The following is a 25,537-nucleotide window of genomic DNA, read 5'->3' on the forward strand; positions in this document are numbered from 1 at the left end:
ACACGGACCCTAGCGCTTCTCATGCCCGACGACACCGCCACGCCAGACTACCGCGACACGCTCTTCCTGCCGCAGACGGACTTCCCCATGCGGGCCGGCCTGCCGAAGAAGGAGCCTGAGATCCTCGCGCGCTGGCGCGAGATGAAGCTGTATGAGCGCCTGCGCGAGGACGCCAAGGGCCAGCCGACCTTCACCCTCCATGACGGCCCCCCTTACGCGAACGGCCACCTTCACATGGGCCACGCGCTCAACAAGGTGCTCAAGGACATCGTCGTGCGCTCCCGCCAGATGTCGGGGTTCGACGCGCCTTACGTGCCCGGCTGGGACTGCCACGGCCTGCCGATCGAGTGGCAGGTCGAGAAGGCGTTCAAGGAGCGCGGGCGGACCAAGGCGGAGGTGCCCTCCTCGGAGTTCCGCACGGCCTGCCGCGACTACGCGCGCGAGTGGGTCGGCATCCAGTCCGAGGAGTTCCGCCGCCTCGGCATCGAGGGCGATTGGGGCGATCCCTACACGACCATGGCGTTCTCCTCGGAGGCGGCGATCGTCGCCGAGTTCCTGCGCTTCGCCGAGAAGGGGCAGGTCTATAGAGGCTCGAAGCCCGTCATGTGGTCGCCGGTCGAGCAGACCGCGCTCGCAGAGGCCGAGATCGAGTATCACGAGCACACCTCGACGACGATCTGGGTCCGCTTCGGCTTCAGGGACGCGCCCGAGGGTCTCGAGGACGCGAAGGTCGTCATCTGGACGACGACGCCCTGGACGATCCCCGGCAACAGGGCCGTCGCCTACGGGCCGACCCTCTCCTACGGCCTCTACGAGGTCGAGAAGGTGCGCGACGACCTGGGCTTCGAGCCTTGGACGAAGGCGGGCGACAAGCTACTCCTCGCCGACGCGCTCGCCGAGGACGTCCGCGAGGCGGGCTTCATCGAGCAGTGGCGCCGCGTGCGCGACGTGCCGACGGCGCTCCTCAAGGACGCGACGCTCGACCATCCGCTCAAGGGCTTCGCGGACGCCTACGGCTTCGCCGTCCCCCTCCTGACGGGCGACCACGTCACCGACGAGGCGGGCACCGGCTTCGTCCACACCGCGCCCAGCCACGGCCAGGAGGACTACTTCTGCTGGCTCGAGCACGGCCTGCCGCTGTCGGACGTTCCCTACACGGTGGACGAGACCGGCACCTACACGGACGAAGCGCCCGGCTTCACCGGCGAGCAGGTCTTCGTCACCTCCGGCAAGAAGACGGGACGCGACGGCGGCGCGAACAAGGCGGTCATCGCCGCGCTGATGGAACGCGGCGCGCTCTTCGCGCGGGGGCGGCTCGCCCACTCCTACCCGCATAGCTGGCGGTCCAAGGCGCCGGTCCTGTTCCGCAACACGCCGCAATGGTTCATCCCGCTGGGCGCCATCGGCGAAGGCGGGCTCCGCGACCGCGCGCTCAAGGCCGTCACCGAGACCCGCTTCTTCCCTGCCTCGGGCCAGAAGCGCATCCGCGCCATGGTCGAGGGGCGGCCCGACTGGCTCGTCTCGCGCCAGCGCGCCTGGGGCGTGCCGATCACGCTCTTCGTGGATCAGGACGGCAAGCCGCTGATCGATCCGCGCGTCAACGCGCGCGTCCTGAAGGCGATCCGCGAGCGCGGCGCCGATGCCTGGTTCGATACGCCCAAGGAGGCGTTCCTCGGCGACGCGCACGACGCCAGCGCTTACGAGAAGGTCGAGGACATCCTCGACGTCTGGTTCGACTCCGGCAGCACCCACGCCTTCGTCCTCGAAGCGCGGAAGAGCCTCTCCTGGCCGGCCGACCTCTACCTCGAAGGATCGGACCAGCACCGTGGCTGGTTCCAGTCTTCGCTTCTGGAAAGCTGCGGCACGCGCGGGCGGGCGCCCTACAACGCCGTCCTCACCCACGGCTTCGTCCTCGACGGGCAGGGCCGGAAGATGTCGAAGTCGCTCGGCAACGTCATCCTGCCCGAGGAGATCACCCAAAAGTACGGCGCGGACATCCTGCGCATCTGGGCGGCGAGCGCGGACAGCGCCGAGGACATGCGGATCTCGGACGAGATCGTCGGCTCCGCGGTCGATGCGTACCGGAAGATGCGAAACTCGCTTCGCTACATGCTCGCAGCGCTCGACGGCTACGACGAGAGCGAGGCCCTGCCGCACGCCAAGCTGCCCGGGCTCGAGCGCTACGTCCTTCACCGCCTGGACGCGGTCGAGGCGCAGGTGCGCGAGGCCTATGAGGGCTTCGATTTCAAGGCGGCCTGGCGCGCCCTGTCGGACTTCTGCGCGCAGGACCTCTCGGCCTTCTACTTCGACGTCCGCAAGGACTCCCTTTACTGCGACGCGAAGGACGACCCCGTCCGCAGAGCCGCGCGGGGCACGATGTCCCGCCTGTTCGAGAACGTCATCCGCTGGCTCGCGCCCATCTGTCCGTTCACGGCGGAGGAAGCCTTCCTGGTACGTCACCCCGAGGAGGCGGAGGCAGGCTCGGTTCACCTGCAGCGCTTCTTGGTCCCCGACCCCGCCTGGCGCGACGACGAGCTCGCCGAGCGGTGGGAGCGCATCCGGACGGTCCGCCGCGTCGTCAACGGCGCGCTCGAGGTCGCGCGGCGCGAGAAGAAGATCGGCGCCAGCCTGGAGGCGGCGGTGATGGTGACGGTCGAGGATCCCCAGACCCGCGCCGCGCTCGGCCATCAGGACATCGCGACGCTCTTCATCGTGTCGGACGCCGCCCTGTCGGACGGCCCCGCGCCCGCGGGCGCCTTCCGCCTCGACGAGGCCGAGGGCGTCGCCGTCTCGCTCGACACCGCCAAGGGCGAGAAGTGCGCGCGCTGCTGGCGCGTCCTCGAGGACGTCGCCCCGCCGAGCCATTTGTGCGGCCGGTGCCATGGGGTGGTCTCGCCGTGAGGGCGTGGTGGCGGGCAGCGCGGCCGAACCCCTTCTTCCGGCTGGGGCTCCTCGTGGCCCTCGGCGTGATCGTGCTCGACCAGCTGACCAAGCACTGGATCCTCTACGGCATCCGGTTGCCCGATCGCTTCGGCAACAGGATCGAGATCAGCGGCATCTTCGACCTGACCTACGTCGAGAACACGGGCGTCAGCTTCGGCCTCTTCGCCGGCGGGCTCGCGAGCCGCGTGCTCCTCTCGGTCCTCGCGGTGGTCGTGGCTGCCTATGTCGTCCGCTGGCTCGGCACGCTGCATAGGCGCGTCGCCGCGATCGGCGGCGGGTTCATCGTCGGCGGGGCGCTCGGGAACGTCTACGACCGGGTTCTCTACGGCTACGTGGTCGACTTCCTCGACTTCTCGGGCCTGCACTTCCCGTTCGTCTTCAACGTCGCGGACGCGGCGATCAACGTCGGCGTCGCTTGCCTCGTCTACGATGCGCTCTTCGTCGCGCCGAAGCGCGAGCTTACCGAAACCACAGACGCGTGAGGGTTTCGGCGGACAAGCTCGCACGCTAGAAGCGGCCCCCGTGGAGACTCGCATGACCCCTACCCTTCGCCTCGCCGCGCTTTGCCTTGGCACGCTGCTGTTCACCTCGTCCTGCGCTTCGCTCGGCAAGGCCGTCGGCGCGGGCAAGAACCCGCCCGACGAGTTCGCGATCACGACCAAGGCGCCCCTGACCGTGCCGCCGGACTACGCGCTGCGTCCGCCCAAGCCCGGCGAGACGCGGCCCGAGGAGAAGTCGACCACGGACCGGGCGCGCGAGCTGCTGATCGGCGACGCGTCCGCCGCGCCGCCTTCGCAGGGCGAACTCGCCCTCATTCAGAACGCGGGCGCCCTCGACGTCGATTCGAACATCCGCGCGATCCTCGCCGCCGAGAACGGGGGACGCGCGTCCAAGAACGAGAGCCTCGCCAACCAGATCCTGTTCTGGCACACCAATAAGGGCGAGATCGACGATTCGGCCGCGCCGCTCCGCGTCGAGGACGAAGGCGCCTGGATGGCAGAACGCCGCCGTTCGATCGAGTCCGTCACGGGCGGCGGCCAGGTGACGATCGCGAAGGACGACCGCGGCGTCCTGAACCTGCCCGGCGTCAACTAGTGACGGCGCGGGCGGAAGCGGCCCGCGCCCGCCGCCCGGTCATCCGCAGGCTTCCCCCCGGCGCGGTCAACCGCATCGCCGCCGGCGAGGTGGTCGAGCGGCCCGCGAGCGCCCTCAAGGAGCTGGTCGAGAACGCGCTCGATGCCGGGGCGACCCGGATCGAGGTCGCGATCGAGGATGGCGGCCGATCCCTGATCCGCGTTACCGACGATGGCTGCGGCATGGACCGCGAGGCCCTGGCCCTGTCGATCGAACGGCACGCGACGTCCAAGCTGACGCCCGACGACGCGGGCGACTACGACCTTCTCTGCATCGACACGCTCGGCTTTCGCGGCGAGGCGTTGCCGTCCATCGCCTCGGTCGCACGGCTGTCGATCACGACGCGCGCCGCGGGCGAGGACGCCTGGACCCTGCGCTGCGACGGCGGCGAGGCGCGCCCGCCCTCGCCCGCCCCCTTCCCCGGGACGGGCACGACGGTCGAGGTCCGCGACCTCTTCTACGCGACGCCCGCGCGCCTGAACTTCCTCAAGGGCGAGCGCGCCGAGACGACGGCGGCGCAGGACGTCCTCAAGCGCCTCGCCATGGCGCGCCCAGACGTCGCCTTCGCGCTCGAGGCGGACGGGCGGCGACGCTTCGCCTACGCCGCCGAGCCGCCGGGCGAGGAGGGCCACCTTCGCAGGCTCGCCGCGATCATGGGCGCGGAGTTCGGCCGCAACGCGGTCACGCTCGATGCGCCGAGGGAAGACGCGCGGCTTACGGGCTTCGCGGGGCTCCCGACCTTCAACCGCGGCCTGCCCGACCGGCAGTACTTGTTCGTCAACGGACGGCCCGTCCGTGACAAGCTGATCGTCGGCGCGGTCAGGGGCGCCTATGCCGACTTCTTGGCGCGGGACAGGCACCCCATGGTCGCGCTCTTCTTGGACCTGCCCGCCCGCGCGGTCGACGTGAACGTCCACCCGGCCAAGACCGAGGTGCGGTTCCGGGACTCTGGCGCCGTCAGAGGCCTCCTCGTCTCCGCCCTCAAGCACGCCCTCGCAGAAGCCGGGCACAGGGCGTCCACGACGGTCGCGAGCGCCGCACTGGGCGCCGCCCGGCCCGAGGGCAGCTCGGCGCCCTACGCCTACCGTCCGCAGACGGTGGACCGGTCCTTCGTCAGGCGGGGGACGCCGGAACAGTTCGCCGAAGTACAGTCGGCCTTCGCGCCATCGGACGCCGCCGCGCCGACGGCGAGGACCGAACGCGAGCCCGAGGCGCAGAGCCCGCCGCCCGACTACCCCCTCGGCGCGGCGCGGGCGCAGGTTCACGAGACCTACATCGTCGCGCAGACGCGGGACGGCCTCGTCATCGTCGATCAGCACGCGGCGCATGAACGCCTCGTCTACGAGCGGATGAAGACCGCGATGGCGGCGGGCGGCGTGCCGCGCCAAGGCCTCTTGATCCCCGAGGTCGTCGACCTCGCCCAGGACGAGGTCGAAGCGCTGTCGCAGCGCGCCGAGGAGCTGGCCGAGATGGGCCTCCTCCTCGAGGCCTTCGGCGAGGGGGCGGTCCTCGTCCGCGAGACGCCCGCGCTCTTGGGCGATTGCGACGTACAAGGCCTCGTCCGCGACCTCGCCGCCGACATTACCGGCCTAGAGGAGTCGCTGACGCTGAAAGAGCGCCTCGGCGAGGTCTGCGGCAACATGGCCTGCCGGGGCTCGGTCCGCGCGGGGCGGCGCCTGAACGGCGAGGAGATGAACGCCCTTCTTCGCCAGATGGAGGCGACGCCCCACTCCGGCCAATGCAATCACGGCCGCCCGACCTATGTCGAGCTCAAGCTCTCCGACATCGAACGGCTGTTCGGCCGCCGCTAGGCGGCCTCGCCAGAGAGCCGGGCTTTCGCCTTCTCGGAGCCGATGAGGGGAAAGAGGTCGGCCATCTCGGGGCCCGAGCTCCTGCCCGTCAGCGCCTTCCTCAGCGGCATGAAGAGCCCCTTGCCCTTCCGGCCCGTCGCCCCCTTCACGGCGCCGACGAAGGCGGACCAGTCCTCGGCCGTAAGGTCGCCCGCGGGCACGTGCTCGGCCGCAGCGGCGCAGAACTCACGGTCCTCCTCGGCGATGTCGGGCGTGATTTGGCCTTCGGTGACGTCCTTCCAGCCAGCTGCATCCGCCAGCGTCTCGAGGTTGCCGCGCACGACCGTCCAGAGGGCTTCGGAGACGCCCATTCCTTCGAGGCGCTCCTGCTCCCGCTCATAGGGCATCAGATGCAGCACCTTGGCGTTGACCGCGCGCAGCTCGTCCATGTCGAAACGGGCCGGCGCCCGGCCGATGCGGTCCACGTCGAAGCCCTGCGCGAGCACTTCCATGTCGATCACCGGCTCGACCGGGTCGGAGGTCCCGAGGCGCGCAAGGAGGCTCGTGATCGCCTGCGGCTCGATCCCGTCCTCGCGCATCTGCCCGATGGCGAGGGAGCCGAGGCGCTTGGACAGCCCCTCCCCGTCCTTGCCGACGAGGAGCGAGTGGTGGCCGAAGACCGGCATCTCGCCGCCGCCCCTCACCTCGTGGATGGCGCGGAAGACCTCAATCTGAGCTGCGGTGTTGGTGACGTGGTCCTCGCCCCGGATGATGTGCGTCACTTCGAAGTCGACGTCGTCGATGCAGGAGGGCAGCGTGTAGAGGTACTGGCCGTCCTCCCGGATCAGGACGGGATCTGAGATCGTCGCCGTGTCGAGCGTGACCTGGCCGCGGATCATGTCGTCCCATGCGACCGGCGCCTGCGCCAGCTTGAAGCGCCAATGGGGCGTCCGGCCCTCGTCCTCCAGGCGCTTCATCTCGGTCTCGGTGAGGTTCAGCGCGGCGCGGTCGTAGACCGGCGGCAGGCCGCGGGCCCGCTGAAGCTTGCGCTTGCGGTCCAGCTCCTCCGCCGTCTCGTAGCAGGGGTAGAGGAGCCCGCGCTCCTTGAGGCCTTCGGAGACAGCATCGTAGACCGAGAAGCGCTCGGACTGCCGCGCGAACTCGTCATGAGTCAGGCCGAGCCAGGCGAGGTCCTCCTGGATCGCATCCTCGAACGCCTTGGTGCTGCGCTCGAGGTCGGTGTCGTCCGAGCGCAGGAGGAACTTGCCGCCCTCCTTGTGCGCGAAGAGCCAGTTGAAGAGCGCCGCGCGGACGTTGCCGACGTGGAGGCGGCCGGTCGGAGACGGAGCGAAGCGGACGAGGACGGACATGGAGCGCTCTTGCGGTTGGAACAGCGCCTGCCTTTAGGAGCGCGAAGAGCGAACGGTCAAATGAGCGCCGGCCTCTTCGGCCGAGCCGGGACGCCGATCGCGAACGCTTGACTGCGCACATGCCCGCCCCTTCCTCAGGTTGTGTGGATTCTTTGTTGCAACCTTCGGTTCGTGCCGCTGGGGCACGGTGAGAACCAAGGATGACGACCATGAAGAAGATCCTGACCGCCACGGCGGCGGTGTGCGGAATGATCGGTATGGCGCAGGCAGCGGAGGTCACGCTCAAGCTCGACCTCGGTATCCTGACGATCGACGATAGCCAGTTCGCCAACACGGCGGCCTTCGTCGGATCGGACAGGGACGCTTCCGACGTCGTCGATCTCGACCTGACGACGTCCGAACCGGTCTACCCGGGCACCGACTTGTCCGTCGGCTTCACGGACAACGTGCTCTTCAACGGCGATGGCTACGACCTCCTCGTCTTCGAAGAGTTCGTCTTCGTCGACGATGGTTTGTCGATCCTGCCCGAACGCATGTCGGCAACGGTCGGCGGACAGACGCAAGCCGGCGACTTTCTCGGCCTCGCGCTCGGGGTGGGGGTGATCGACCTCGCGACGACCTACGTCTACGGCTTCGACCTCTCCGACTTCGGCATCGGTCCGGGTACGACCGTGTTCGGGGACGTCCTTCTGTCCTCGCTCGGGCTCTCGCCCGACGTCACCGAGGTGCTGGCGCTGAACAGCTTCGATGCGAGCGCGGTGCCTGTCCCTGCGGCGGCCCTGCTCTTCGCCCCGGTCGCCCTGGGCGGCATGGCGCTCCGCCGGAAGAAAGCCGTGTAAGGCGAAAGAGGCCCCTCCGACTGTCGCGGAGGGGCCTCGACCTCGGGTCAGACCTCGTGCCGGATGATCCGCGAGGCGACCTCGCGGGCCTTGCGCAGCGCGCCGCGCCGCCGCCAGTGGTAAAGGTCCAGGGGCGCGCAGTGCTCCAGGTCCCGCTCGAAGATCGCGTCGGCTTCCGCCGTGAAGTCGTCGTCGAGCACGTTCAGCGCCAACTCGTCGTCCTTGAACTGCGAGCGCATGTTGAAGTTCGCCGAGCCTATCGAGGCGAGCCGACCGTCGATGGTGACGAGCTTATGGTGGAACATGGTCGGCTGGTACCGCCAGAGCTTCGCCCCCGCCGCCAAGAGGCGGCTGATGGCGCTCGCCGAAGCGAGTTCGGACACCCGCTTGTCGATGTGCGGGCCCGGCATGATGACCTCGACCTCGACGCCGCGCTTGAGCGCCTCGACCAGACGCTGGGTCTCCGCCTCGCGCGGCGCGAAGTACGGGGTCGCGATCCGGATGCGCTTCTCCGCGAGCAGGACCATCCCTTCGTGCAGGCGCGCGATCGCCGACCACCCGATCGTCGCGGTCGACACGACGGACTGCACGAGGAGCGGTCCCGCCTCGGGATGAGGCGTCGCGAGGTGGGTCGTCAGCGGCTCGATGCTGAGCGCGCTGTCGATCCAGTTGTCGAAGAAGGCGGCGCGCAGCGAGAGGACGGCGGGACCCTCGACTCGGTAGTGGTTGTCGCGCCACTCGCCCGGGTTCCTGGCATCGCCCTCCCACTCCTCGGCGATGCCGACGCCGCCGGTGAAGCCGACCGTGCCGTCGACGATCAGGAGCTTTCGGTGCGTCCGGTTGTCCGTACGCCAGACGTGCCAGGTCGCGAGCGGCCGGAACCAGCGGACCTCGATCCCTTCGTCCTTCATCTTCTCGATGAGGTCGCCGCGGATCAGCCTTCCGCCGAAGCCGTCCAGCATGACGAGGACTTCGACCCCCGCCCTCTTGCGTTCGATGAACGCCTCGACGAACGCCTCGGCGATGTCGCCCTGCCAGTAGACGAAGGTCAGGAACTCGATGCGTTCGCGCGCGTGCCGAATCGCATCGAGCATGGCGGGGAAGATCTCGTCCCCGTTCACCAGCGTCTCGATCCGGGTACCGGGAACGAAGGGGGTTCCCACCACCGTCTCGAGACCGATGCGCAGGCGGTCGGTCGCCCCGGCGGGGGCGGACGGCGCGCGAGCGCCGTCGAGCGCGCTTCGCGGCGCCCGTTCGGGAAGGACCGCCTCCCCCGTCACCCGCGCTTGCAGGCCTCTACGCTCTCGCGGATCAGGCGCTCCGCGACGTCCTTGCCCTGCCACTCGACGACCTTGACCCACTTGTTGGGTTCGAGGTCCTTGTAGTGATCGAAGAAGTGCCAGATCCGCTCGAGCAGGATGGGCTGGACGTTCTCGTAGGTGTCGATGTTGTCGTAGTAGCGCGTCAGCTTGGGGTGCGGCGCGGCGAGGATCTTCTCGTCGAGGCCCGCTTCGTCCTCCATGATCAGGACGCCGATCGGACGGCAGCGGAGCACCGCGCCGGGAACGAGGGGACGGTTGCCCAGGCACATCACGTCCATCGGATCGCCGTCGCCCGCCAGCGTGTGCGGCACGTAGCCGTAGTTACAGGGGTAGCGCATGGCGGTGTAGAGGAAGCGGTCCACGAACATCGCGCCCGACGCTTTGTCGACCTCGTACTTGATCGGCTCACCGCCGAGGGGAACCTCGATGATGACGTTGATGTCGGTGGGCACGTCGCGGCCCGCAGGGATGGCGTCGATGTTCATTCTTCGTCTCGTGCGTGAAAACGGGGCGTGTCTGCTACGCCGCACCCCTTGCGGCAGCAAGAGCCGTACCGCCACCCCCAGTGGGGGAGTGTATCCTGCACGTGAAGGAAAAATGGAGCGGGCGAGGCGATTCGAACGCCCGACCCTCACCTTGGCAAGGTGATGCTCTACCCCTGAGCTACGCCCGCTCACGCCGTAACGGCGAGGCCGCTTTCAAGCGCATCGGAACGAGCCGCGCAAGGGGGAATTTGTCCTCGCAGCCCCCGGACGCGCGAGCGAGCGAAACGAACCAGACGGCGAGGCCGGAGACGACGTTCGCGGCGGCGATGGCGGCGAAGACGAACCAGGCCGGGCCAAGCAGAGCGGCGAGGCCTGCGAGCGGCACGTAGAGCACGGCCGAGCGCAGCAGGGTGAAGACCAGCCCGCCCCTCGCCCGGTCGGTCGCGTTGTAGGCGGCGCTCGCCGTGATCACGACGCCGTAGCCGAACAGGGACAGGCCGACGATGCGAAGGTAGGAGGCCGCGCTGTCCTGTACCGGGCCGCTCTCCCCGAACACCGAGACGATCGGTCCTGCCGCCGTCCAGAAGACGGCGGCGACGACGGCCGCCCAGAGGCAGGAAAAGGCGTAGGAGAGCTGCATCGAGCGGCGCGTCCGGTCCTTGCGCCCCTTGCCCCAGTTCTGCCCCGCGACCGGTCCGATCGAACCTGACAGCGCCAGAAGCGGGATCGAAGCGAGCGACTCGATCCGCGTCGCCACGCCGAAGGCTGCGACCACCTCGTTGCCGTAGCCCGCGAGGAAGGCGGTGACGACGGAGATGCCCAGCGGGTTCACGACGTTGGAAAGGGACGCGGGGCCCGCGACCTTCAGGATGCTACGCCAAGAGGCGAGAAGGTTCCGGCCGATCGGCAGCGAGAAGGTGAGCAGGCGTTCGCGGAACCTGAGAACCAGGAGGGTCGCGACGGTGCCGACGATCCGGGCCGCGAGGCTCGCCCATCCTGCGCCTTCGACGCCGAGTTCCGGTGCGGGCCCGAGGCCGAAGATGAGGATCGGATCGAGCGCGAGGTTGAGGACCGCGATGGTGATCATGATCGCGCTCGGCGCGACCGCGTCGCCGTTCGCGCGCAGAATGCCGCTCGCCACGATCGGCACGGCGAGGAAGGGCAGGCTCGCGTACCAGACCCGCATGTAAGGGATGAGCGCGGCCAAGACTTCGCCATCGGCGCCGAGGAGGCGGAAGACCGGCTCGACCGTGACGAAGCCGATCACGCCCGCAGGCAGGATGACGAGGAGCGCGAGCAAGAGCGCGTCGGTGGCGAGGCGCGCTGCGTCCGCCTCCCCCCGCCCCGCGCCGATCGCCCGGCTGAGGACGGAGGCGGCGCCTGCCGACAGGCCGATGGCGAGGCTCGTCACCGTCAGGACGACGGGAAAGGTGAAGCTGATCGCCGCCAGCGCCGCCGTGCCGAGGCGGCCGAGGAAGTAGGCGTCCGCGAGGCTGACGGAGAGCGTCGCGCCTACCCCGAGAACCATCGGCAGGGCGAGCCGCGCGAGGCCGGACGCGACGGGACCGGAGGTCAGGTCTCGATTGCTCGCCATCAACCGCCTCGCAAAAGGCCAGTCAGGCCGCACAAGAGCCAGCTAGGGCGCAGCGCGCCTTCGTCGAACCGAGTTCGCTACTCTGTCTTCCCGCCCGCGGCATCGTCGGGGAGGACGCCCGACTCCTCGTCGATGCCGCTTCGCGCGGAGTGGAAGCTGACCGCCATGAGCGCGGCGGCGAGCACGATCGTCGCGACCATGCCGAGGATCAGAAGCCCCTTCACCCGAAACCGGAAGTCGAACCAGTCGAGGTGAACGAAGAGCGGAAAGACGATCAGCACGAGGAGCAGGAGGCCCGCGCTGATCAGCGCGGCGCGCCACCCGAGCCGCCGCGAGTCCGCCCGGCGCTCCTCCTCGCTCATGAACGGGGCTCCAGCGTGACCTCGAAGATGTCCGGCCAACGCTTGCCGGTCAGGAACAGGCGGCCCGTTCGGGGCTCGTAGGCGATGCCGTTGGGGACGTCGTCATAGGGCTCTGCGCGCCGGTTCGCCGGGAAGAGTGGCTGAACGTCGATCAGCCCCGTGACGATGCCGGTCTCGGGGTCGATGCGGACGATCACGTCCTGCTGCCAGACGTTCGCCCAGACCTCGCCGTCCACCCATTCGAGCTCGTTGAGGTCGGCGACGGGGCGGCCCCCGAGACTGACCGCGCGGCGGCCCGTCTCCTCGTAGGTCTCGGGGTCGAGGAAGCGCAGCTCCGGCGTCCCGTCGCTGAGGATGAGGCGGTCCGTGTCGGGATCATAGGTCAGCCCCCACCCCTCCCCCTCGATCGCGAAGGTCGCCGTTCGCTTCAACGTTTCGAGGTCGTGGACGAAACCCTGGCCGGCGCGCCAGGTGAGGCTGACGATCCGGTCGCCGACGACGGTCGCGCCTTCGCCGAAGACCTCGTCGGGCAGCGCCGCCTCGGCGACCGCCTTGCCGGTCTTGAGGTTGAGGCGTTTGATGCGCGAGGCGCCCTTCTGCCCGGTGCTCTCGTAGAGCGTGCCGTTGGCGAAGAAGAGGCCCTGCGTGAAGGCGTTCGTGTCGTGTGGATAGCGCCGCACGACGGTCACGTCGTAGAGGTCCGGCCGTTGCTGCGGAGCGGGCGCGGCGCTCTCCGAGGCCTCGGAAGGCGCCTGCACCTGCGCTTGCCCCTGCGCGGCAGGAGAGGCGCCCGGCTCGGCGCAGGCGAGGAGGAGGAAGAGCAGCGGAATCACGGGCGTCACGCTCGCATATCCGGCTCTTCTCACCAAGACACGCTTACTGGGCTTCGTAGGCGGGCTCGCCGACGTAGGGTTCGAGCGCCTGTAGGTCCTCGGCGCTCATGTCGAGGTAGCGGCCGCCGTCGCCCTCGGCGACCTTCACGGCGCCGAAGGGCACGATGCGGGAGTCGCCATTGTACTCGACGGCGATGTTCTGCGCCGTACCGTTCTCTCCCATGATGACGTCGGCGACGGCGATCGCGTCGGGCTCGTCGCCAAGGGCGATCGGTTGTTCGAGAAGCTCGGAGACCAGGATCGCGTTTTGCGACAGCGCGTCCTCGTCGAACTCGCTCGGCTCTCCGGTCACCTCGGCGCGCAGGCGCGGGTCACGCGCCGGGTCGGTGGTGAAGCTGACCGCGTCCGCGCCGTAGGCGTCGCCGCCGATGACCAGGCGGTCGAAGCGGCCGTCCTCGGACAGGACGAGGTCGTCGATCTCGCCCTCGGCCTCGCCGTCCTGACCGTAGGCATCCTCGCCGATCAGGCCACTGGCGTTGACGCCCGAGTAGGCGAGGTAGCTGCGGCCGTCATAGGAGACGATCGGCCCCGTCGCCTGCTCTCTGGCCGCCTCGAGGTCGGCACGCTGCCCTTGGGGCGCATCCAGGCCCATCGCCTCGTACTCCGAAGCGAGCATCATGTCCTTGCCGCCCGGCTCCTCATTGCCCGGCTCGATCGGGTTGCGGGTCATCTCCTCGCCGGTCTCGGGGTAGTCTTCGGCCCGAAGCTCGCCGGGCTGGACCTGGCCGGGCCCTTCCTGCGCGGGCTGACCGATGTCGTCCGCGCTCGCGATCTGCTCGGCCTCGGGCCGCGCTTCGGTGGCGTTCTGCGCCTCGATCGCGTCGAAGTCCGTGTCGGAGCCGGTGCCGCCATCGGTGACCTGACCGCCGCAAGCGGCGAGCGCGAAGAGGGCGGCGGCGGAGAGAAGCTGGGTCTTCATGAGAGCCTCGTTCGTGTGGAATCCGTAATCGGACAACACGTACAAGGCCCTGAGCGTTCGGCCCGCCGCTGCGGGCGGGCCGCTTACCTCACGCGGAGGCGAGGTTCGCCTCGGCGAACTCGTAGTTCGCGAGCTTGTCCAGGAAGTTCGAGACGTAGCCCGGCCGCGCGTTGCGGAAGTCGAGGTAGTAGGCGTGCTCCCACACGTCGAGGCCGAGGATCGGCGTGCCCTCGCCGGTCGCGACGGGGTTCGAGCCGTTCGGCGTCTTCGTGGTCTTGAGCTTGCCGTCGGACCCGACGATCAGCCACGCCCAGCCGGAGCCGAACTGCGCCGCCGCGTCCTTCGAGAAGCTGTCGCGGAAGGCCTCGACGCTACCGAAGTCCTCTTCGATCTTGGACTTGAGCTTGTCCGGCATGGTGCCGCCCGACGGGCTCAGCGCCTGCCAGAAGTGGATGTGGTTCCAGTGCTGGCCGGCATTGTTGAAGACGCCGGCGCGCGACGCGTCGTCCTTGGACCACAGGATGATCTCTTCGAGCGACTTGCCCTTCAGCTCGTCGTTCTCGTCCACGAAGCCGTTGAGCTTGTCGACATAGGCTTTGTGGTGCTTGCCGTGGTGAAGCTCGAGGGTCTCCTGGCACATGCCGCGGTCGGCGAGCGCGCCTTCGCTGTAAGGAAGGCTCGGCAGGGTGAAGCTCATGGAAATTCTCCTTCTTGCGGGCGCCGGAAGCCGCGCATCAGGCGCGCCCGGCGCGGGGGTAGCACCGGCACGCGGCCTCGTCGCCTGCGCCCGGCACTTCGGGAACAGACGCGAAGAAGGATCGTTTCGTTTGGGGCTGCGCCGGACGCTCAGGCCGTGCGCAGGCGGGGCATCGGCCCTTTGAAGTAGGCGGTGTAGAGGTGCCGCGCATTGCCGAGCACCGTGCGGTCCAGAAGGTCGTTGGGCTCCTCGGCGCCGAGGGCGATGCGCCGCGCCATGCGGACGACCAGGAAGGCCCAGTCGAGGAGCAGCCACAAGAACAGACCGAGCGCGAACGGTAGAACCGCCGCCTGTCCTGCGACGAAGAAGAAGCCGCCGCCCGCGAACGCCGCCGGGATGGCGAGCGAGCGCAGGATCGCGAGGTTGCTGGCCAGCCAGAACCGGGTATCCGTCGTCACGTAGGAGATAAAAGTCTGTTCCATGACACGCTCTTCGCAGGTGCACCCTCACACCGATGTGAGGCGACTTCGTCCCATGACGGGACGGTGACAAGTACGAGGTGCAGTGATCTTCACCGCCAACGGTTAACGCTTCCTCACCGTGACTGCGCTGCAACGGCCGGACGTTCACCTTTTCGCAGCGGCAGTGGCCGGAAAGCGCAGGACGCGTTGCCCCATGAGGGCTGGCCTGCTTCTCTTCGTCGCGGATCCCTAGGAGCGCGGAATGGACGTGCTGACCGTCGCCTGCATCGGCCTCGCCATCGCCGCGGCGTCCGGATTTCGCGCCTTCCTGCCGCTCGCGGGCCTCGCGCTTCTCCAGCGAAGCGGCCTCGCCTTGCCGATGAGCGAGTCGTACGATTGGCTGGCTTCGGACACGGCGCTGTGGATCCTCGGGACGGCCTGTCTATTGGAGATCCTCGCCGACAAGGTGCCGCTCATCGACAACGTGCTCGACGCTGTCGGCCTCGTCGTCCGTCCGGCGGCCGGTGCGCTGGCGGTGCTCGCCGCGACGAGCGGGCTCGGCCCTGAGTTCAGCCTCCTGGCCGCCGTCCTCGCCGTGCCCGTGACGGGCTCGATCGCGGCGACCAAGGCGGCGGCGCGCGGCGCGTCCACTGCAAGCACGGGGGGCGTCGCGAACCCCGTCCTGTCTTTGCAGGAGGACGCGTTCGCGGGCACGACGCTCGTTCTCGCCGCGCTCGTACCCCTCCTGGTGCCGGTCTTCCTCGTCCTTCTCTTCCTCTTCCTCCGGCGGCTCTTCAGACGGCTGAAGGCAGCGGGCGGCGTCAGAGCTGCGCTGCGCCGCCGCCTCCGCAGGCCTTCCGGGACGGTGCGACCCTGACGGCGCCCTAGCCATCGTATAAACGGCTGTTTATATCACCGGCCAAACCGGAGCCTCGTCATGTCCCCTGCCCCCACCGACCGCGAAGCCGCCCTGCGCACGGCGCTCGGCGAGCGTATCCTGATCCTCGACGGCGCCGCGGGGACGATGATCCAGAAGCACAAGCTCGGCGAGGCGGACTATCGCGGCGAGCGGTTCGCGGATTGGCCGCAGGACGTCGGCGGCAACAACGACCTCCTGAACCTGACGCGGCCCGACGTGATCACGGGCATCCACGAGGCCTACCTGGAGGCGGGCGCCGACATCATCGAGACGAACACGTTCAGTTCGACGACGATCGCGCAGGCCGACTACGGCATGGAGACGCTGGCGGTCGAGATGAACCGCGAAGGCGCGCGGCTGGCGCGGGAGGCGGCGGACCGGCACGCGACGCCCGAGAAGCCGCGCTTCGTCGCCGGCGCGATCGGCCCTACGAACCGCACGGCCTCGATCAGCCCGGACGTGAACGACCCCGGCGCGCGCAACACGACGTTCGAGGACCTGGCCGCGGCCTATCGCGAGGCGGCCGAAGCCCTGATCGAGGGGGGCGTCGACGCGCTTCTCATCGAGACGATCTTCGACACGCTGAACGCCAAGGCCGCCCTCTTCGGCATCGAGGACGCCTTCGAGGGCGCGGGCCGCCGCGTGCCAATCATGCTGTCGGTGACGATCACGGACCAATCGGGCCGCACGCTGTCCGGCCAGACGGCGGCGGCCTTCTGGCACTCCGTCAGGCATGCGAAGCCGCTCTCGGTCGGCGTCAACTGCGCGCTCGGCCCGGACCTGATGCGGCCTTACGTCGAGGAGCTGTCCCGGATCTGCGACGTGTACGTCTCGGCCTATCCGAACGCGGGCCTGCCCAACGCCTTCGGCGAGTACGACGAGACGCCGGAGAGCATGACCGCCCCCTTGCGCGAGTGGGCCGAGAGCGGCCTCGTCAACGTGCTCGGCGGGTGCTGCGGCACGACGCCGGACCACATCCGCGCCTACGCCGAGGCGACGAAGGGCATGGCACCGCGGCAGGTGCCGGAGATCGAGCCCGCCATGCGCCTGTCGGGACTCGAACCCTTCGTGATGGCCGGCTAGCGGCGCTCGGCAGCCAGCTTTCGCTCCCAGGCCATGGCGCTGCGCGCCATCTCTTCGAGGTCGTCGTGCTTCGGCGTCCAGTCGAGCGTGTCGTGGATGCGGCTGACGTCCGCCACGAGCGCGGGCGCGTCGCCGGGGCGGCGGGGCGCGATCTCGACGTTAAGCTTCTCGTTGGTGCACCGCTCGACCGCGCGGATGACCTCTTTCACCGATGAGCCGCGGCCGTAGCCGCAGTTCATCGTCACCTGGCCGGGGTTCGCGAGGACGTGCTCGAGCGCGAGGACGTGGGCTTCTGCGAGGTCGGTGACGTGGATGTAGTCGCGCACGCAGGTGCCGTCCGGGGTCGGATAGTCGTCGCCGAAGAGCTGCATCTTGTCGCGCTGGCCGACGGCGACCTGCGAAGCGATCTTGATGAGGTGCGTCGCGTCAGGCGTCGACTGGCCCGTGCGGCCCTCGGGGTCGGCCCCCGCGACGTTGAAGTAGCGCAGGATCGCGGCCGACAGGCCATGCGCGCGGCCGACGTCGCGCATCATCGCCTCGGTCATCAGCTTGGACTGGCCGTAGGGGCTGAGCGGCACCTTGGGCGCGTCCTCGGCGAGCGGCGCGCCGTCCTCGCGCGGCTCGTACACGGCGGCGGTCGAGGAGAAGAGCATGGCCTCGGTGCCAGCCTCGACGAGCTGCGCCAAGAGGCCGAGCGTCGCGCAGGTGTTCTGGCGGTAGTACTTGATCGGGTCCGCGACGCTCTCGGGCACGACGATGCGGCCGGCGAAGTGCATGACCGCGCGCGGCTTGTGGTCCTTCAGGACGCGGGCGACCAGCGCCTCGTCCGCGACGTCGCCAAGGACCAGCTCGGCCCCGTCCGGCACCGAGGCCTCGCGCCCCGTCGAGAGGTCGTCGAGGACGACGAGCTTGTAGCCACGGTCCGCGCAGGCCCAGGCGGCGTGGCTGCCGATGTAGCCGGCGCCGCCGGTAATCAGGATGGTGTCGGTCATCGGTCCTCCTCGCGCGGTGCTACCGATTGCAAGCCCGCTGCCGCAAGCCGTCTTCTCAGGCGGGGCGGAGCGGGCTGCGCCGGTAGCCGTAGGCGAGGTAAACCACCGCGCCGATCGCCGACCAGACGACGAAGCGGATCCAGGTCGCCGGCGGCAGGCTGACCATCAGGTAGAGGCAGGCGAGCGCCGCGAGCGGACCCGTCACCCATACGAGCGGCGTTCGGAAGGGCCGGTTCAGGTCGGGCCGCGTCCGCCGCAGGACCATGACGCCGACGGAGACCGCCACGAAGGCGAAGAGCGTGCCGATGTTCGACAGCTCTGCGATCGCGCCCAGCGGGAAGAAGCCCGCGACGAAGGCGACCGCGCAACCGGTGATCAGCGTCGCGGTGCGCGGCGCCCCGGAACGCGGGTCGATCTTCGCGAGCCAGCCCGGCAGGAGGCCGTCCCGCGCCATGACGAAGAAGATCCGTGCCTGGCCGAAGATGAGGACCAGAAGCACGGTGGTGATGCCCGCGATCGCGCCGACCGCGACGACCGCGGCGCCGAAGCCGTAGCCGATCTCCCGAAGCGCGAAGGCCACCGGCTCCTTCACGTTGAGGGCCGTGTAGGGAACGACGCCTGTCAGGACGGCCGCCACGGCGAGGTAGGCGAGCGTGCAGACGCCGAGGGAGACGAGGATGCCGATCGGCAGGTTGCGCTGGGGATCCCGCGTCTCCTCGGCCGCCGTCGCGACCGCGTCGAAGCCGATATAGGCGAAGAAGATGATCGCTGCGCCGGTCGCGATCCCCTGCCAGCCGAAGGGGGCGAAGGGGTGCCACAGCGCAGGATCGACCTTCGGGCCCGCCAAGACGAGGAAGAGGAAGATCGCGCAGAGCTTCACGCCGACGAGGACGGCGTTGAACCGCGCGCCGTGGCGCACGCCGCTCGCGAGGAGGAAGGTGACGAAGAGCGCGATCGCGACGGCCGGAAGGTCGATCAGGCCGCCCTCCGAAGGCACGCTCTGCAGGCGCTCTGGCACGTCCAGCCCCACCTGCCCCAGGATGCCGGTGACGTAGCCGGACCATCCTGCGGCCACGGCGCCCGCGCTGACCGCGTATTCGAGGATGAGGTTCCAGCCCACCATCCAGGCCGCCGCCTCGCCCATGGTGGCGGAGGTGTAGGTGTAGGCGCTGCCCGCCACCGGCACCATCGCGGCCAGCTCGGCGTAGACGAGGGCCGCAAGGCCGCAGGCCGTGCCCGCGAGGATGAACGACACGATGAGGGCAGGCCCTGCGTAGAGCGCCGCCGCGACGCCCGTCAGGACGAAGACACCCGTGCCGATGATGCAGCCGATCCCGAGGAGGGAGAGGTCGAGGGCGCCGAGGCTGCGCGGAAGCTTCTCCTCCTCCGTGCCGCCGAGCTGCTCGACCGTCCTGATGCGGAGGCGTGAGAGGCGGACCGGCGCGGCGCCGACGTCGATTTCACTCACGAAGCGGCGCCCCGGCGGGGCGTGCGGGCGTTCGGCATGCGCAGGGAGCCTTCGGAAGGGCGCTGACGCCGTCGCGCGAAGCCGGTGCTGCCGCGTGCGCCTTCGGCCGTGACAATGCGCCTTCCGTGCTGCGGCGCAAGACGTCTTTTCGTCAGCCCGTCTCGGCCGCGAGCTGACGGATGGCGTCCAGCATCTGCGCGCGCGGCAGGGCGCCTTCGAAGCCGGCCTCTTCGTTGACGATGAAGGCGGGCACGCCGCCGACCCCGCCGGCGCGGAAGGCGGCCGCCTCCTCCGCGACGTCGGTGCGGTCTTCCTGGGTCTCGAGGCGGGCCGCGACCTCGTCCGCGTCCATGCCTGCGCGCCCCGCGAGCCGGGACAGCACGGTCCGGTCGCCGATGTCCTCGCCGCGCTGCCAGTAGGCCTCGAAGATCGCGCCCGCCACGTCGCGCTGGAGGTTGTCCTCGTGCGCCCAGCGGATGACGCGATGCGCGTCGAGCGTGTCGGGCAGCCACTCCGGCCGGTCGGGGTCGAAGCTGACGCCCGCGTCGCGCATCGCTTCCTTCAAGGCCTCGGTCATCGCGGCGCGCTGGCCTGCGTCGGGCACCTTCCGCTTGAGCGCCGCCTTGCGGTCCATGCCGCCCGGCGGCGTGTCGGGCGCGAGCCGGTAGGGCCGGTAGCGCAGCGCGACCGGTCCCTCCATCGACAGCGCTATGAGCGGCCAGCCGAGCGCGACGTGGCCGACATAGCACCACGGGCAGACGGGGTCCGTGACGAGGTCGATCGTCAGGACGGCTTCGTCCGCGTCGTCAGTGTCCGTATCGCTCATCGGCAACCTCGTTCTCGGCGGTTCAGCGCGGGTACCAGCCCGCTTCGATCTCTTTCGCCGCGCCGGCGCGCCACTCGGTCACCGCCGGGCAGGTCCAGACGGTTTCGAGGTAGTCCTCGCATGCCTTCGGCATGGCGACGGGACCGTAAGTCTTTATGCGCGTGACGACCGGCGCGAACATCGCGTCGGCGCCGCAGAACTCGCCGTACAGGAACGGCCCCGCCGAACGCGAAAGCGCTTCGGACCAGAGCGTGAAGATCCGGGCGAGGTCGCGGCGCACGCCGAAGGGCACGGCGAGCCGCGCGCCCTCCGTCGTCAGGTCCATCGGCCAGGTTCCGCGCAGGCTCGAAAAGCCCGAATGCATCTCCGCGCTGGCGCAGCGGGCGTGGACGCGCAGCGCCCCATCCTCCGGCCAGACGCCGCCACGAGTATCGTTCAGGTATTCGAGGATGGCGAGGCTGTCCCAGACCGTCGTGCCGTCCTCCTCGATCAGGCAAGGCACGAGGCCCGACGGGCTTTCATCCTTGATCGACGCGCGGGTCTCCGGCTCGTCGAGGCGGATCAGGCGCTCGTCGAAGGTGAGGCCGAGCGTCCGCATCATCACCCAGGGCCGCATGGACCAGGAGCTGAGCGCTTTGTTGCCGATGACAAGCGTGGTCATGCCGCCTCCTGATTGCGTCTTCCGTCTGTCCGGGCTTGGCTAGCGTAAAACGGGAGGATCCGGCCATGGCCGAACACATCGAGACCCACAAGGAGGGCGCGGTCCTGCGCGTCGCCTTCGCGCGCCCCGAGAAGAAGAACGCGATCACGGGCGCGATGTACGGCGCGCTCGTCGAGGCGTTCGAGGCGTATGCGGCGGATGACGGCCTCCGAGCGCTCGTCCTTCACGGCGAGGGCGGCAGCTTCACGGCCGGCAACGACCTTCGCGACTTCCTGGGCGCGGGGTCGTTCGAGGGAGACCCGCCCGCCTTCGCCTTCATCAAGGCGATCCACGCCGCGGAGAAGCCGGTCATCGTCGCGGTCGAAGGCTGGGCCGTCGGGATCGGCGCGACGATCCTGCTTCATGCCGACCTCGTCTTCATGGCGCGCTCGGCGACGCTGCGCATGCCCTTCACCGAGCTCGGCGTCGTGCCGGAGGCCGGCGCGAGCCGCCTCCTGCCCCGCCGTCACGGGCGGCAAGTCGCGAGCGAACTCTTCTTCCTGCAAGGGGGGATGAGCGCGCAACGCGCCTACGAAGTCGGCCTGTGCAACGCGGTGACCGACGATGGGGGCGCCCTGCCCCGCGCGCTCGAAGCCGCAGAGCAGATCGCCCGCCTGTCGCCGGACGTCGTCAAGCGGACGAAGCGGCTGATGCGCGAGCCGGACGACCTGATGGCGCACATGACCGAGGAGGTGCGCCAGTTCGGCGAGTGCCTGCGATCCGACGAGATGCAGGCGAAGCTCGCCTTCATGACCGGGGCGAAAGGCTGACGCTCAGCGCAGCTCGTAGGTGATCTGGACGCTCGCGGTCACCGCCTGCTCGCCCGCCTCGACCGGTGTCGGCGCAGCTTCGGCCTGCATGCGCATCATCCGCCCGTCATAGTAGGGCTGCGGCCCGCCCCCGCCCCCCGCCTCGGTCAGCGTCAGCACGCGGCCCAGCGAGACGCCCGCCTCCTCGGCGAGGAGCTCCGCCTTCGCGCGGGCGTCGCGCACGGCGTCGCGCCGCGCGTCGTCCTGAAGCGAATCAGCGTTCTGAAAGCCGAAGGACAGGGAATCGAGCCCGTTCGCACCGGCCTGTACGGCGGCGTCGATGACATCGCCCGCCCCTTCCGTCCCGCGAAGGCGTATGGTGAGACCGTTCGCCGCCTCATAGCCTGCGATCACTGCGCGGTCGAAGCGGCCATTGTCGTTCTGCTCGTAGTAGGGCGACAGCGACAGACCGGACGTCTGCATGTCGCGCGGCTCGATGTTGAGGGTCCGCAGACGGTCCCGTACCGCCGTCATCTTCTGAGCGTTGGCGGCGAGTGCCTCCGCCGCGGTGGCCGCCCTGCTCGTCGCGGAGAAACGCAAGGTCGCCATGTCCGGCGTCCCCGTCGCCTCGCCCAAGCCCGAAACGGAGAGGGTTCTCGGTGCCGGCTCTTGCGCGTGCGCGGCGAGCGGCAGGCATAGCAGCAAAGGAATGAGGGGAATCGCGCGCTTCATAAGTCTGCTCCAGAGACGAACCGGTGCAGAATGGCGAGCGGCCGGAGGGGGAGCAATGCCCACGGCAAGGCCAGCAGGCCATCGCTCGATCAACTCGACGAGCGAGACTTCTCCAGCGGCGCCGCGCCCTCTTCGCCCGTCTTGGCCCGGCGACGGGCCAGCAGGGCTTCGACCTCGCCGCGAAGCGCGTCGTCGGCGTAGATCTCCCGCTTCAGGCTGCGCAGGTCGAAGGTCGTGCGGAGGTAGGTGACCGCCTGAGCCAGAGAGAGGTGGCGGTCGGCAAGGAAAGCCTCGACCGCGCGACGACGCGCGGGCGTCAGCTCGTCATCCACATAGGCGTGAATGTCCTGCTCGGTGATCAGATGAACCATGCGCTCTTCCATGTCCCAACCGACACGTCTGAGGCGTAGGAGTTCCGCGCCACAATCGCTGCGGCGCGGAAGAGATCGGAAAGGACCCGGCCTGTGTCGGCCGAGCCACGGCGATCAGGCCGACAGGCGCTCTTCCTGAACGGCGCCTTGTTCCAGCGCCTCGCGCAGGCGGCTGCGGGCCCTGGAAAGACGCGAGCGGACCGTCCCGACCGGCACGTCCAGAAGCTCGGCGGCCTCCTCGTACTTCAGGCCTTCGATCGCCACGAGCGAGAGAACGACCTTGTCGTTGTGCGGCAGGTCACGGAAGCCTTCGACCACATCCTGATAGTGCATCTTTTCCTCCTGTGCTGCGTCGATCGAGAGTTTGGCCTGGGGGGCGTCGTCCATGTCCACGGGCGTGCCCCGGACCTTGTCGCGCCGAATTTGGTTCAGGAACACGCGGCGGCAGACCGTGAACATCCAGGAACGGAGGTTCTGGCCGTCGAACAGATGCTGCTTGCGCAGGCAGCGCTCGACGCAGTCTTGCACGAGGTCGTTCGCACGGTCCTCGTTACGGGTGAGCGTGAAGGCGAAACGGTGAAGTGCCGGCAAGCACTCGTTCAGTTCGGTCGTCGTGATCGCACCGGTGGTCATATGATCCTCCGTCGAGTTCGGTGCGCTTTCGTTAAGCGTCTAAAAACAGAGGGTCAAAGTTTTTAGTATGAAGCTTGGGAACGATGCCGTTATCAGCGTGTTCCTACGCGATCTACTCCACAGTACTATATCACTCTACCAACTACTCATGACTGCTATACCTATGAGGAGGGATAGGAGTGACATGAGTGTGTCGCCGAGGACACACCCGTGCCGCTCGGTGGCATCCGTCTAAAATGCAGTTTGAGGAGGTTAGCGAGGGGGCGGCGAGCGCCGACGCATCGCGCCGACCAGCGTGATGGCGGCGCCGACCGCCAGGGCGGCGCCGATGGTGCGGCCCGGTCTGATGGTGAGCTGGCGCGCGACGACGCCCGCGACGACTTCCTTCGCGCCGTTGGGCAGGAGGCCGCTAGCGGCTGACAATCCGCCGGCGAGGCTCGCGGGCGGGGCCTGCGGCACGGGACCACTGGCAACAGCTGCGGCGGGGGTCGCGAGCCCACGCCGAGGGCGACCCACGATCGCAACGAGGATGCCGAGAAAGACGAGGAAGCCGGCGCCCGAAAGAAGACCCGCGACGAGGCCGTAGCGGGCCGCAACCGCCACGACCCCCGCCGCGATCAGCAGCGCGAGCGCCCCTCCGAAGAGGAGGCCGACGGCCGTGCCGAAAGCGGCCCGGCGCAAGATCAGACGCAGGCGGAGCGCGAAGCCGCTAAGACCCATCACCGATCAGTCGCGACGGAAGAGGTGTCCGAGGAGCATGCCGCCCAGCACGGCGATGCCGATCGTCGTGTAGGGATTGCGCTGGACCTGTGCCTGCAGGTCCGCCGCGATGGCGGCGACGTCGTCCTCGACCGTCTGGACGGTCCGCGAGAAGCTGTCCCGGGCCGTGTCAGCGGCGCCCTGCGCCGTTTCCTGCGCCGTCCGCAGCGAGCTGCGGCCCAGCGAGACCCCATCCGATTTGAGCGTCATCACGTCGGACTTCAGCGTGGCGAGGTCCTGGCGCAGCTCGCGCAGAACGGATGCGACCTCGTTGTCGACCTCGCGTTCCTTCTTCGTCGTGCTCATCCGTCGCTCCTTGGGTTGGCGCTCGCAGGCTAGTCCGCGGCTGCATGAATGGTGACGATGAGGCCTTCGTCCGTCGGAGTCCAATCCGTGCGGCCATTGAGGTAGTTGGTCGAGAAGGCCCGCACGATCGACAGGCCGAACCGCTCCTCCGCCTCTGCCGGCGGGTTGGCGCCGCCCTCGGTCCATCGAATGCGATAACCGTCCTCCGTCCGGTCGAAGGCGACCTCCAACCAGCCCCCGGGCGCGGTCAGCGTGCCGTGGCGGCGCGCGTTGGTCGCGAGCTCGTGCAGGATGAGCCCGATCGCGGTCGCCTGACCGGGCGTGACGGCGATGTCGGTGTCGTGGATCGTCACGCCGGCTTGCTCGTCGCCGACGATCGCGCGGCAAAGCGCGCCGAGCGATACCTCCGTCTGGTAGCGGTGAGGTTCGTGCGGGTTGGCCCCGGTCAAAGAGTAGGCCTTGTCGAGAGCGCCGATCCGCGCGAGCGTCGCGGCGGCGAACGCGCCCACATTGTCAGCGTGAGGCGCGGACAGGCTGATCAGCGCGGTGATGACCGACATGGCGTTGCGGATGCGGTGGTTGAGCTCCCTCACCGCCTGATCGGCCCGATCCGAGGCCGCGCGCTGCGCCGTCTCGTCGATCAGACAAAAGAGAACCCGCTCCGCCGGAAGCGCCTCGAGTACCAAGCTCGCATGCCAGGGCCGCGGCTCGTCATGGCCGCTCAGGCGGACCGTCTGCGGTCCTTGATCGACGGTCCCCAACGCCGCCTCGATCATCGGCGCCGAGTCGGGAGAGATAGCCTGAAGGTTGCGCCGGCGCACGACGTCCTTCCCGGCCGTCAGGATCCGGCCGTCGCGAGCCGCGATGCCGATCGGCAGCGGCATGCGGCTGAGCAGGGTCGAGGACGGGAGGGCCGAGTTCGCAACCCAGGCCACGCCCCGAAAACCGCCCTCCTTACGATCGACCCGCGCGGCGTAGCTCGTTCCGGCCCGCACGAAGCGAACGTCGAAGGGGCCCTGACGGGGGCTTCGAAGGGCTACGGCCAAGGAGGCCCGAGCGGCTGGTTCGAGGCCGCGCATGAGGGTCAGCAAGCCGAAGCGGTCCGGCAGGCCCGGCAGCCCCGGACGGAGAACCGTCCGCCCGCCCTCGGTGTCGAGCGCGGAGAAGCCGAGGCCCTCTGCGGCGTCCAT

The 25,537-nt window shown here is 69.2% G+C and carries 26 protein-coding genes, 1 tRNA gene and 1 pseudogene; 8 read left to right on the plus strand and 20 right to left on the minus strand.

The genetic code is table 11. The features are described 5' to 3' along the window. The first annotated feature begins 21 nt into the window (after positions 1–21). Genes ileS through mutL form a run of 4 tightly spaced genes read left to right on the plus strand, consistent with a single transcriptional unit; the run spans position 22 to position 5,888 of the window. The gene (ileS, locus tag GGQ59_RS06595) at positions 22–2,901 is read left to right on the plus strand and encodes an isoleucine--tRNA ligase (protein WP_183816994.1); all 2,880 of its coding nucleotides are present in this window, start codon (positions 22–24) and stop codon (positions 2,899–2,901) included. Continuing rightward, complete coding sequence (gene lspA, locus GGQ59_RS06600; RefSeq protein WP_343074282.1) at positions 2,877–3,425, plus strand: signal peptidase II; 549 nt, start codon at positions 2,877–2,879, stop codon at positions 3,423–3,425. Before ileS ends, lspA begins: the two co-directional genes overlap by 25 nt. Positions 3,426–3,477: 52 nt before the next feature. Then, entirely contained in the window at positions 3,478–4,038 is a 561-nt protein-coding gene (locus GGQ59_RS06605) for a DUF3035 domain-containing protein (protein ID WP_183816995.1), read from the plus strand. Beyond that, on the plus strand, positions 4,038–5,888 hold the full coding sequence (gene mutL / locus GGQ59_RS06610; RefSeq protein WP_183816996.1) for a DNA mismatch repair endonuclease MutL: 1,851 nt from the start codon (positions 4,038–4,040) through the stop codon (positions 5,886–5,888). The genes GGQ59_RS06605 and mutL overlap by 1 nt, the downstream gene beginning before the upstream one ends. On the opposite strand, the gene gltX is transcribed toward mutL, so the two are convergent. Then, positions 5,885–7,237 carry a glutamate--tRNA ligase gene (gltX, locus tag GGQ59_RS06615; RefSeq protein WP_183816997.1) on the minus strand — a complete coding sequence of 451 codons (1,353 nt, stop codon included), beginning with the start codon at positions 7,235–7,237 and terminating at the stop codon, positions 5,885–5,887. The two genes, mutL and gltX, sit on opposite strands and share 4 nt — an antisense overlap. Before the next feature lie 209 nt (positions 7,238–7,446). On the opposite strand from gltX, the gene GGQ59_RS06620 reads away from it, so the two are divergent. Beyond that, positions 7,447–8,076, plus strand: a complete 630-nt coding sequence (locus GGQ59_RS06620; protein WP_183816998.1) for a hypothetical protein — start codon at positions 7,447–7,449, stop codon at positions 8,074–8,076. Positions 8,077–8,123: 47 nt separating this feature from the next. Here the strand turns inward: GGQ59_RS06620 and GGQ59_RS06625 are convergent, their stop codons facing one another. From GGQ59_RS06625 to GGQ59_RS06665, 9 genes are all read right to left on the minus strand, one after another. Continuing rightward, on the minus strand, positions 8,124–9,356 hold the full coding sequence (locus GGQ59_RS06625; protein WP_183816999.1) for a phospholipase D-like domain-containing protein: 1,233 nt from the start codon (positions 9,354–9,356) through the stop codon (positions 8,124–8,126). Continuing rightward, positions 9,353–9,883: an inorganic diphosphatase gene (gene ppa / locus GGQ59_RS06630; RefSeq protein ID WP_183817000.1), complete on the minus strand. Its 531-nt coding sequence runs from the start codon at positions 9,881–9,883 to the stop codon at positions 9,353–9,355. The genes GGQ59_RS06625 and ppa overlap by 4 nt, the downstream gene beginning before the upstream one ends. 113 nt (positions 9,884–9,996) lie before the next feature. Next, positions 9,997–10,071: transfer RNA gene (locus tag GGQ59_RS06635), tRNA-Gly, on the minus strand. Further along, positions 10,062–11,477: an MATE family efflux transporter gene (locus GGQ59_RS06640; protein ID WP_221400918.1), complete on the minus strand. Its 1,416-nt coding sequence runs from the start codon at positions 11,475–11,477 to the stop codon at positions 10,062–10,064. Before GGQ59_RS06640 ends, GGQ59_RS06635 begins: the two co-directional genes overlap by 10 nt. Positions 11,478–11,554: 77 nt before the next feature. Continuing rightward, positions 11,555–11,839 (minus strand): hypothetical protein, encoded by a 285-nt coding sequence (locus GGQ59_RS06645; RefSeq protein ID WP_183817001.1) that lies wholly within the window; start codon positions 11,837–11,839, stop codon positions 11,555–11,557. Next, positions 11,836–12,705, minus strand: coding sequence for a glutaminyl-peptide cyclotransferase (locus tag GGQ59_RS06650; protein WP_221400919.1), 870 nt, complete (start codon positions 12,703–12,705; stop codon positions 11,836–11,838). Before GGQ59_RS06650 ends, GGQ59_RS06645 begins: the two co-directional genes overlap by 4 nt. Before the next feature lie 10 nt (positions 12,706–12,715). Further along, positions 12,716–13,651: a hypothetical protein gene (locus tag GGQ59_RS06655; protein ID WP_183817002.1), complete on the minus strand. Its 936-nt coding sequence runs from the start codon at positions 13,649–13,651 to the stop codon at positions 12,716–12,718. 88 nt (positions 13,652–13,739) lie between these two features. Beyond that, a complete protein-coding gene (locus tag GGQ59_RS06660; RefSeq protein WP_183817003.1) occupies positions 13,740–14,348 on the minus strand; it encodes a superoxide dismutase in 609 nt (202 codons plus the stop codon). A 149-nt stretch (positions 14,349–14,497) separates the two neighbouring features. Next, entirely contained in the window at positions 14,498–14,830 is a 333-nt protein-coding gene (locus GGQ59_RS06665) for a hypothetical protein (RefSeq protein ID WP_183817004.1), read from the minus strand. A gap of 241 nt (positions 14,831–15,071) precedes the next feature. On the opposite strand from GGQ59_RS06665, the gene GGQ59_RS06670 reads away from it, so the two are divergent. Continuing rightward, positions 15,072–15,686, plus strand: coding sequence for a DUF4126 domain-containing protein (locus tag GGQ59_RS06670; RefSeq protein ID WP_183817005.1), 615 nt, complete (start codon positions 15,072–15,074; stop codon positions 15,684–15,686). Positions 15,687–15,746: 60 nt separating this feature from the next. After that, positions 15,747–16,796: pseudogene (locus GGQ59_RS06675) on the plus strand (homocysteine S-methyltransferase family protein); the annotation flags it as partial. 11 nt (positions 16,797–16,807) lie between these two features. Here GGQ59_RS06675 and galE read toward each other — a convergent pair. The 4 genes from galE to GGQ59_RS06695 form a co-directional block, all read right to left on the minus strand. Then, positions 16,808–17,803, minus strand: coding sequence for a UDP-glucose 4-epimerase GalE (gene galE / locus GGQ59_RS06680; protein WP_183817007.1), 996 nt, complete (start codon positions 17,801–17,803; stop codon positions 16,808–16,810). Positions 17,804–17,858: 55 nt separating this feature from the next. Beyond that, a complete protein-coding gene (locus tag GGQ59_RS06685) occupies positions 17,859–19,220 on the minus strand; it encodes an amino acid permease (protein ID WP_343074297.1) in 1,362 nt (453 codons plus the stop codon). A gap of 202 nt (positions 19,221–19,422) precedes the next feature. Beyond that, entirely contained in the window at positions 19,423–20,097 is a 675-nt protein-coding gene (locus GGQ59_RS06690; protein ID WP_183817008.1) for a DsbA family oxidoreductase, read from the minus strand. 22 nt (positions 20,098–20,119) lie between these two features. Further along, positions 20,120–20,758, minus strand: a complete 639-nt coding sequence (locus GGQ59_RS06695; RefSeq protein WP_183817009.1) for a glutathione S-transferase family protein — start codon at positions 20,756–20,758, stop codon at positions 20,120–20,122. 65 nt (positions 20,759–20,823) lie between these two features. Here GGQ59_RS06695 and GGQ59_RS06700 point away from each other — a divergent pair, with 65 nt between their 5' ends. Then, positions 20,824–21,567 (plus strand): enoyl-CoA hydratase-related protein, encoded by a 744-nt coding sequence (locus GGQ59_RS06700; RefSeq protein ID WP_183817010.1) that lies wholly within the window; start codon positions 20,824–20,826, stop codon positions 21,565–21,567. 3 nt (positions 21,568–21,570) lie between these two features. Here GGQ59_RS06700 and GGQ59_RS06705 read toward each other — a convergent pair whose 3' ends face one another. From GGQ59_RS06705 to GGQ59_RS06730, 6 genes are all read right to left on the minus strand, one after another. Continuing rightward, on the minus strand, positions 21,571–22,278 hold the full coding sequence (locus GGQ59_RS06705) for an SIMPL domain-containing protein (protein ID WP_183817011.1): 708 nt from the start codon (positions 22,276–22,278) through the stop codon (positions 21,571–21,573). 89 nt (positions 22,279–22,367) lie between these two features. Continuing rightward, complete coding sequence (locus tag GGQ59_RS06710) at positions 22,368–22,649, minus strand: anti-sigma factor (protein ID WP_183817012.1); 282 nt, start codon at positions 22,647–22,649, stop codon at positions 22,368–22,370. Positions 22,650–22,763: 114 nt separating this feature from the next. Beyond that, entirely contained in the window at positions 22,764–23,282 is a 519-nt protein-coding gene (locus tag GGQ59_RS06715) for an RNA polymerase sigma factor (RefSeq protein WP_183817013.1), read from the minus strand. 252 nt (positions 23,283–23,534) lie between these two features. After that, positions 23,535–24,002: a hypothetical protein gene (locus GGQ59_RS06720; RefSeq protein ID WP_183817014.1), complete on the minus strand. Its 468-nt coding sequence runs from the start codon at positions 24,000–24,002 to the stop codon at positions 23,535–23,537. Between the two features lie 6 nt (positions 24,003–24,008). Then, positions 24,009–24,347: an ElaB/YgaM/YqjD family protein gene (locus GGQ59_RS06725; RefSeq protein ID WP_183817015.1), complete on the minus strand. Its 339-nt coding sequence runs from the start codon at positions 24,345–24,347 to the stop codon at positions 24,009–24,011. A gap of 29 nt (positions 24,348–24,376) precedes the next feature. Continuing rightward, positions 24,377–25,537: an HWE histidine kinase domain-containing protein gene (locus GGQ59_RS06730; protein ID WP_183817016.1), complete on the minus strand. Its 1,161-nt coding sequence runs from the start codon at positions 25,535–25,537 to the stop codon at positions 24,377–24,379.

The organism is Parvularcula dongshanensis (assembly GCF_014199615.1).
In the GTDB taxonomy this organism is placed as follows: Bacteria; Pseudomonadota; Alphaproteobacteria; order Caulobacterales; family Parvularculaceae; genus Parvularcula; species Parvularcula dongshanensis.

What these genes read in the sequence shown, in the direction of transcription:
- GGQ59_RS06705 (WP_183817011.1), bottom strand. Translation starts at nt 22,278, where the DNA reads ATGAAGCGCGCGATTCCCCTCATTCCTTTGCTGCTATGCCTGCCGCTC.
- GGQ59_RS06720 (WP_183817014.1), bottom strand. Translation starts at nt 24,002, where the DNA reads ATGGGTCTTAGCGGCTTCGCGCTCCGCCTGCGTCTGATCTTGCGCCGG.
- ppa (WP_183817000.1), bottom strand. Translation starts at nt 9,883, where the DNA reads ATGAACATCGACGCCATCCCTGCGGGCCGCGACGTGCCCACCGACATC.
- GGQ59_RS06605 (WP_183816995.1), top strand. Translation starts at nt 3,478, where the DNA reads ATGACCCCTACCCTTCGCCTCGCCGCGCTTTGCCTTGGCACGCTGCTG.
- GGQ59_RS06670 (WP_183817005.1), top strand. Translation starts at nt 15,072, where the DNA reads ATGGACGTGCTGACCGTCGCCTGCATCGGCCTCGCCATCGCCGCGGCG.
- GGQ59_RS06655 (WP_183817002.1), bottom strand. Translation starts at nt 13,651, where the DNA reads ATGAAGACCCAGCTTCTCTCCGCCGCCGCCCTCTTCGCGCTCGCCGCT.
- gltX (WP_183816997.1), bottom strand. Translation starts at nt 7,237, where the DNA reads ATGTCCGTCCTCGTCCGCTTCGCTCCGTCTCCGACCGGCCGCCTCCAC.
- GGQ59_RS06640 (WP_221400918.1), bottom strand. Translation starts at nt 11,477, where the DNA reads ATGGCGAGCAATCGAGACCTGACCTCCGGTCCCGTCGCGTCCGGCCTC.
- GGQ59_RS06645 (WP_183817001.1), bottom strand. Translation starts at nt 11,839, where the DNA reads ATGAGCGAGGAGGAGCGCCGGGCGGACTCGCGGCGGCTCGGGTGGCGC.
- GGQ59_RS06695 (WP_183817009.1), bottom strand. Translation starts at nt 20,758, where the DNA reads ATGACCACGCTTGTCATCGGCAACAAAGCGCTCAGCTCCTGGTCCATG.
- GGQ59_RS06620 (WP_183816998.1), top strand. Translation starts at nt 7,447, where the DNA reads ATGAAGAAGATCCTGACCGCCACGGCGGCGGTGTGCGGAATGATCGGT.
- GGQ59_RS06660 (WP_183817003.1), bottom strand. Translation starts at nt 14,348, where the DNA reads ATGAGCTTCACCCTGCCGAGCCTTCCTTACAGCGAAGGCGCGCTCGCC.
- galE (WP_183817007.1), bottom strand. Translation starts at nt 17,803, where the DNA reads ATGACCGACACCATCCTGATTACCGGCGGCGCCGGCTACATCGGCAGC.
- GGQ59_RS06730 (WP_183817016.1), bottom strand. Translation starts at nt 25,537, where the DNA reads ATGGACGCCGCAGAGGGCCTCGGCTTCTCCGCGCTCGACACCGAGGGC.
- GGQ59_RS06665 (WP_183817004.1), bottom strand. Translation starts at nt 14,830, where the DNA reads ATGGAACAGACTTTTATCTCCTACGTGACGACGGATACCCGGTTCTGG.
- ileS (WP_183816994.1), top strand. Translation starts at nt 22, where the DNA reads ATGCCCGACGACACCGCCACGCCAGACTACCGCGACACGCTCTTCCTG.
- GGQ59_RS06715 (WP_183817013.1), bottom strand. Translation starts at nt 23,282, where the DNA reads ATGACCACCGGTGCGATCACGACGACCGAACTGAACGAGTGCTTGCCG.
- GGQ59_RS06725 (WP_183817015.1), bottom strand. Translation starts at nt 24,347, where the DNA reads ATGAGCACGACGAAGAAGGAACGCGAGGTCGACAACGAGGTCGCATCC.
- GGQ59_RS06700 (WP_183817010.1), top strand. Translation starts at nt 20,824, where the DNA reads ATGGCCGAACACATCGAGACCCACAAGGAGGGCGCGGTCCTGCGCGTC.
- GGQ59_RS06710 (WP_183817012.1), bottom strand. Translation starts at nt 22,649, where the DNA reads ATGGTTCATCTGATCACCGAGCAGGACATTCACGCCTATGTGGATGAC.
- GGQ59_RS06690 (WP_183817008.1), bottom strand. Translation starts at nt 20,097, where the DNA reads ATGAGCGATACGGACACTGACGACGCGGACGAAGCCGTCCTGACGATC.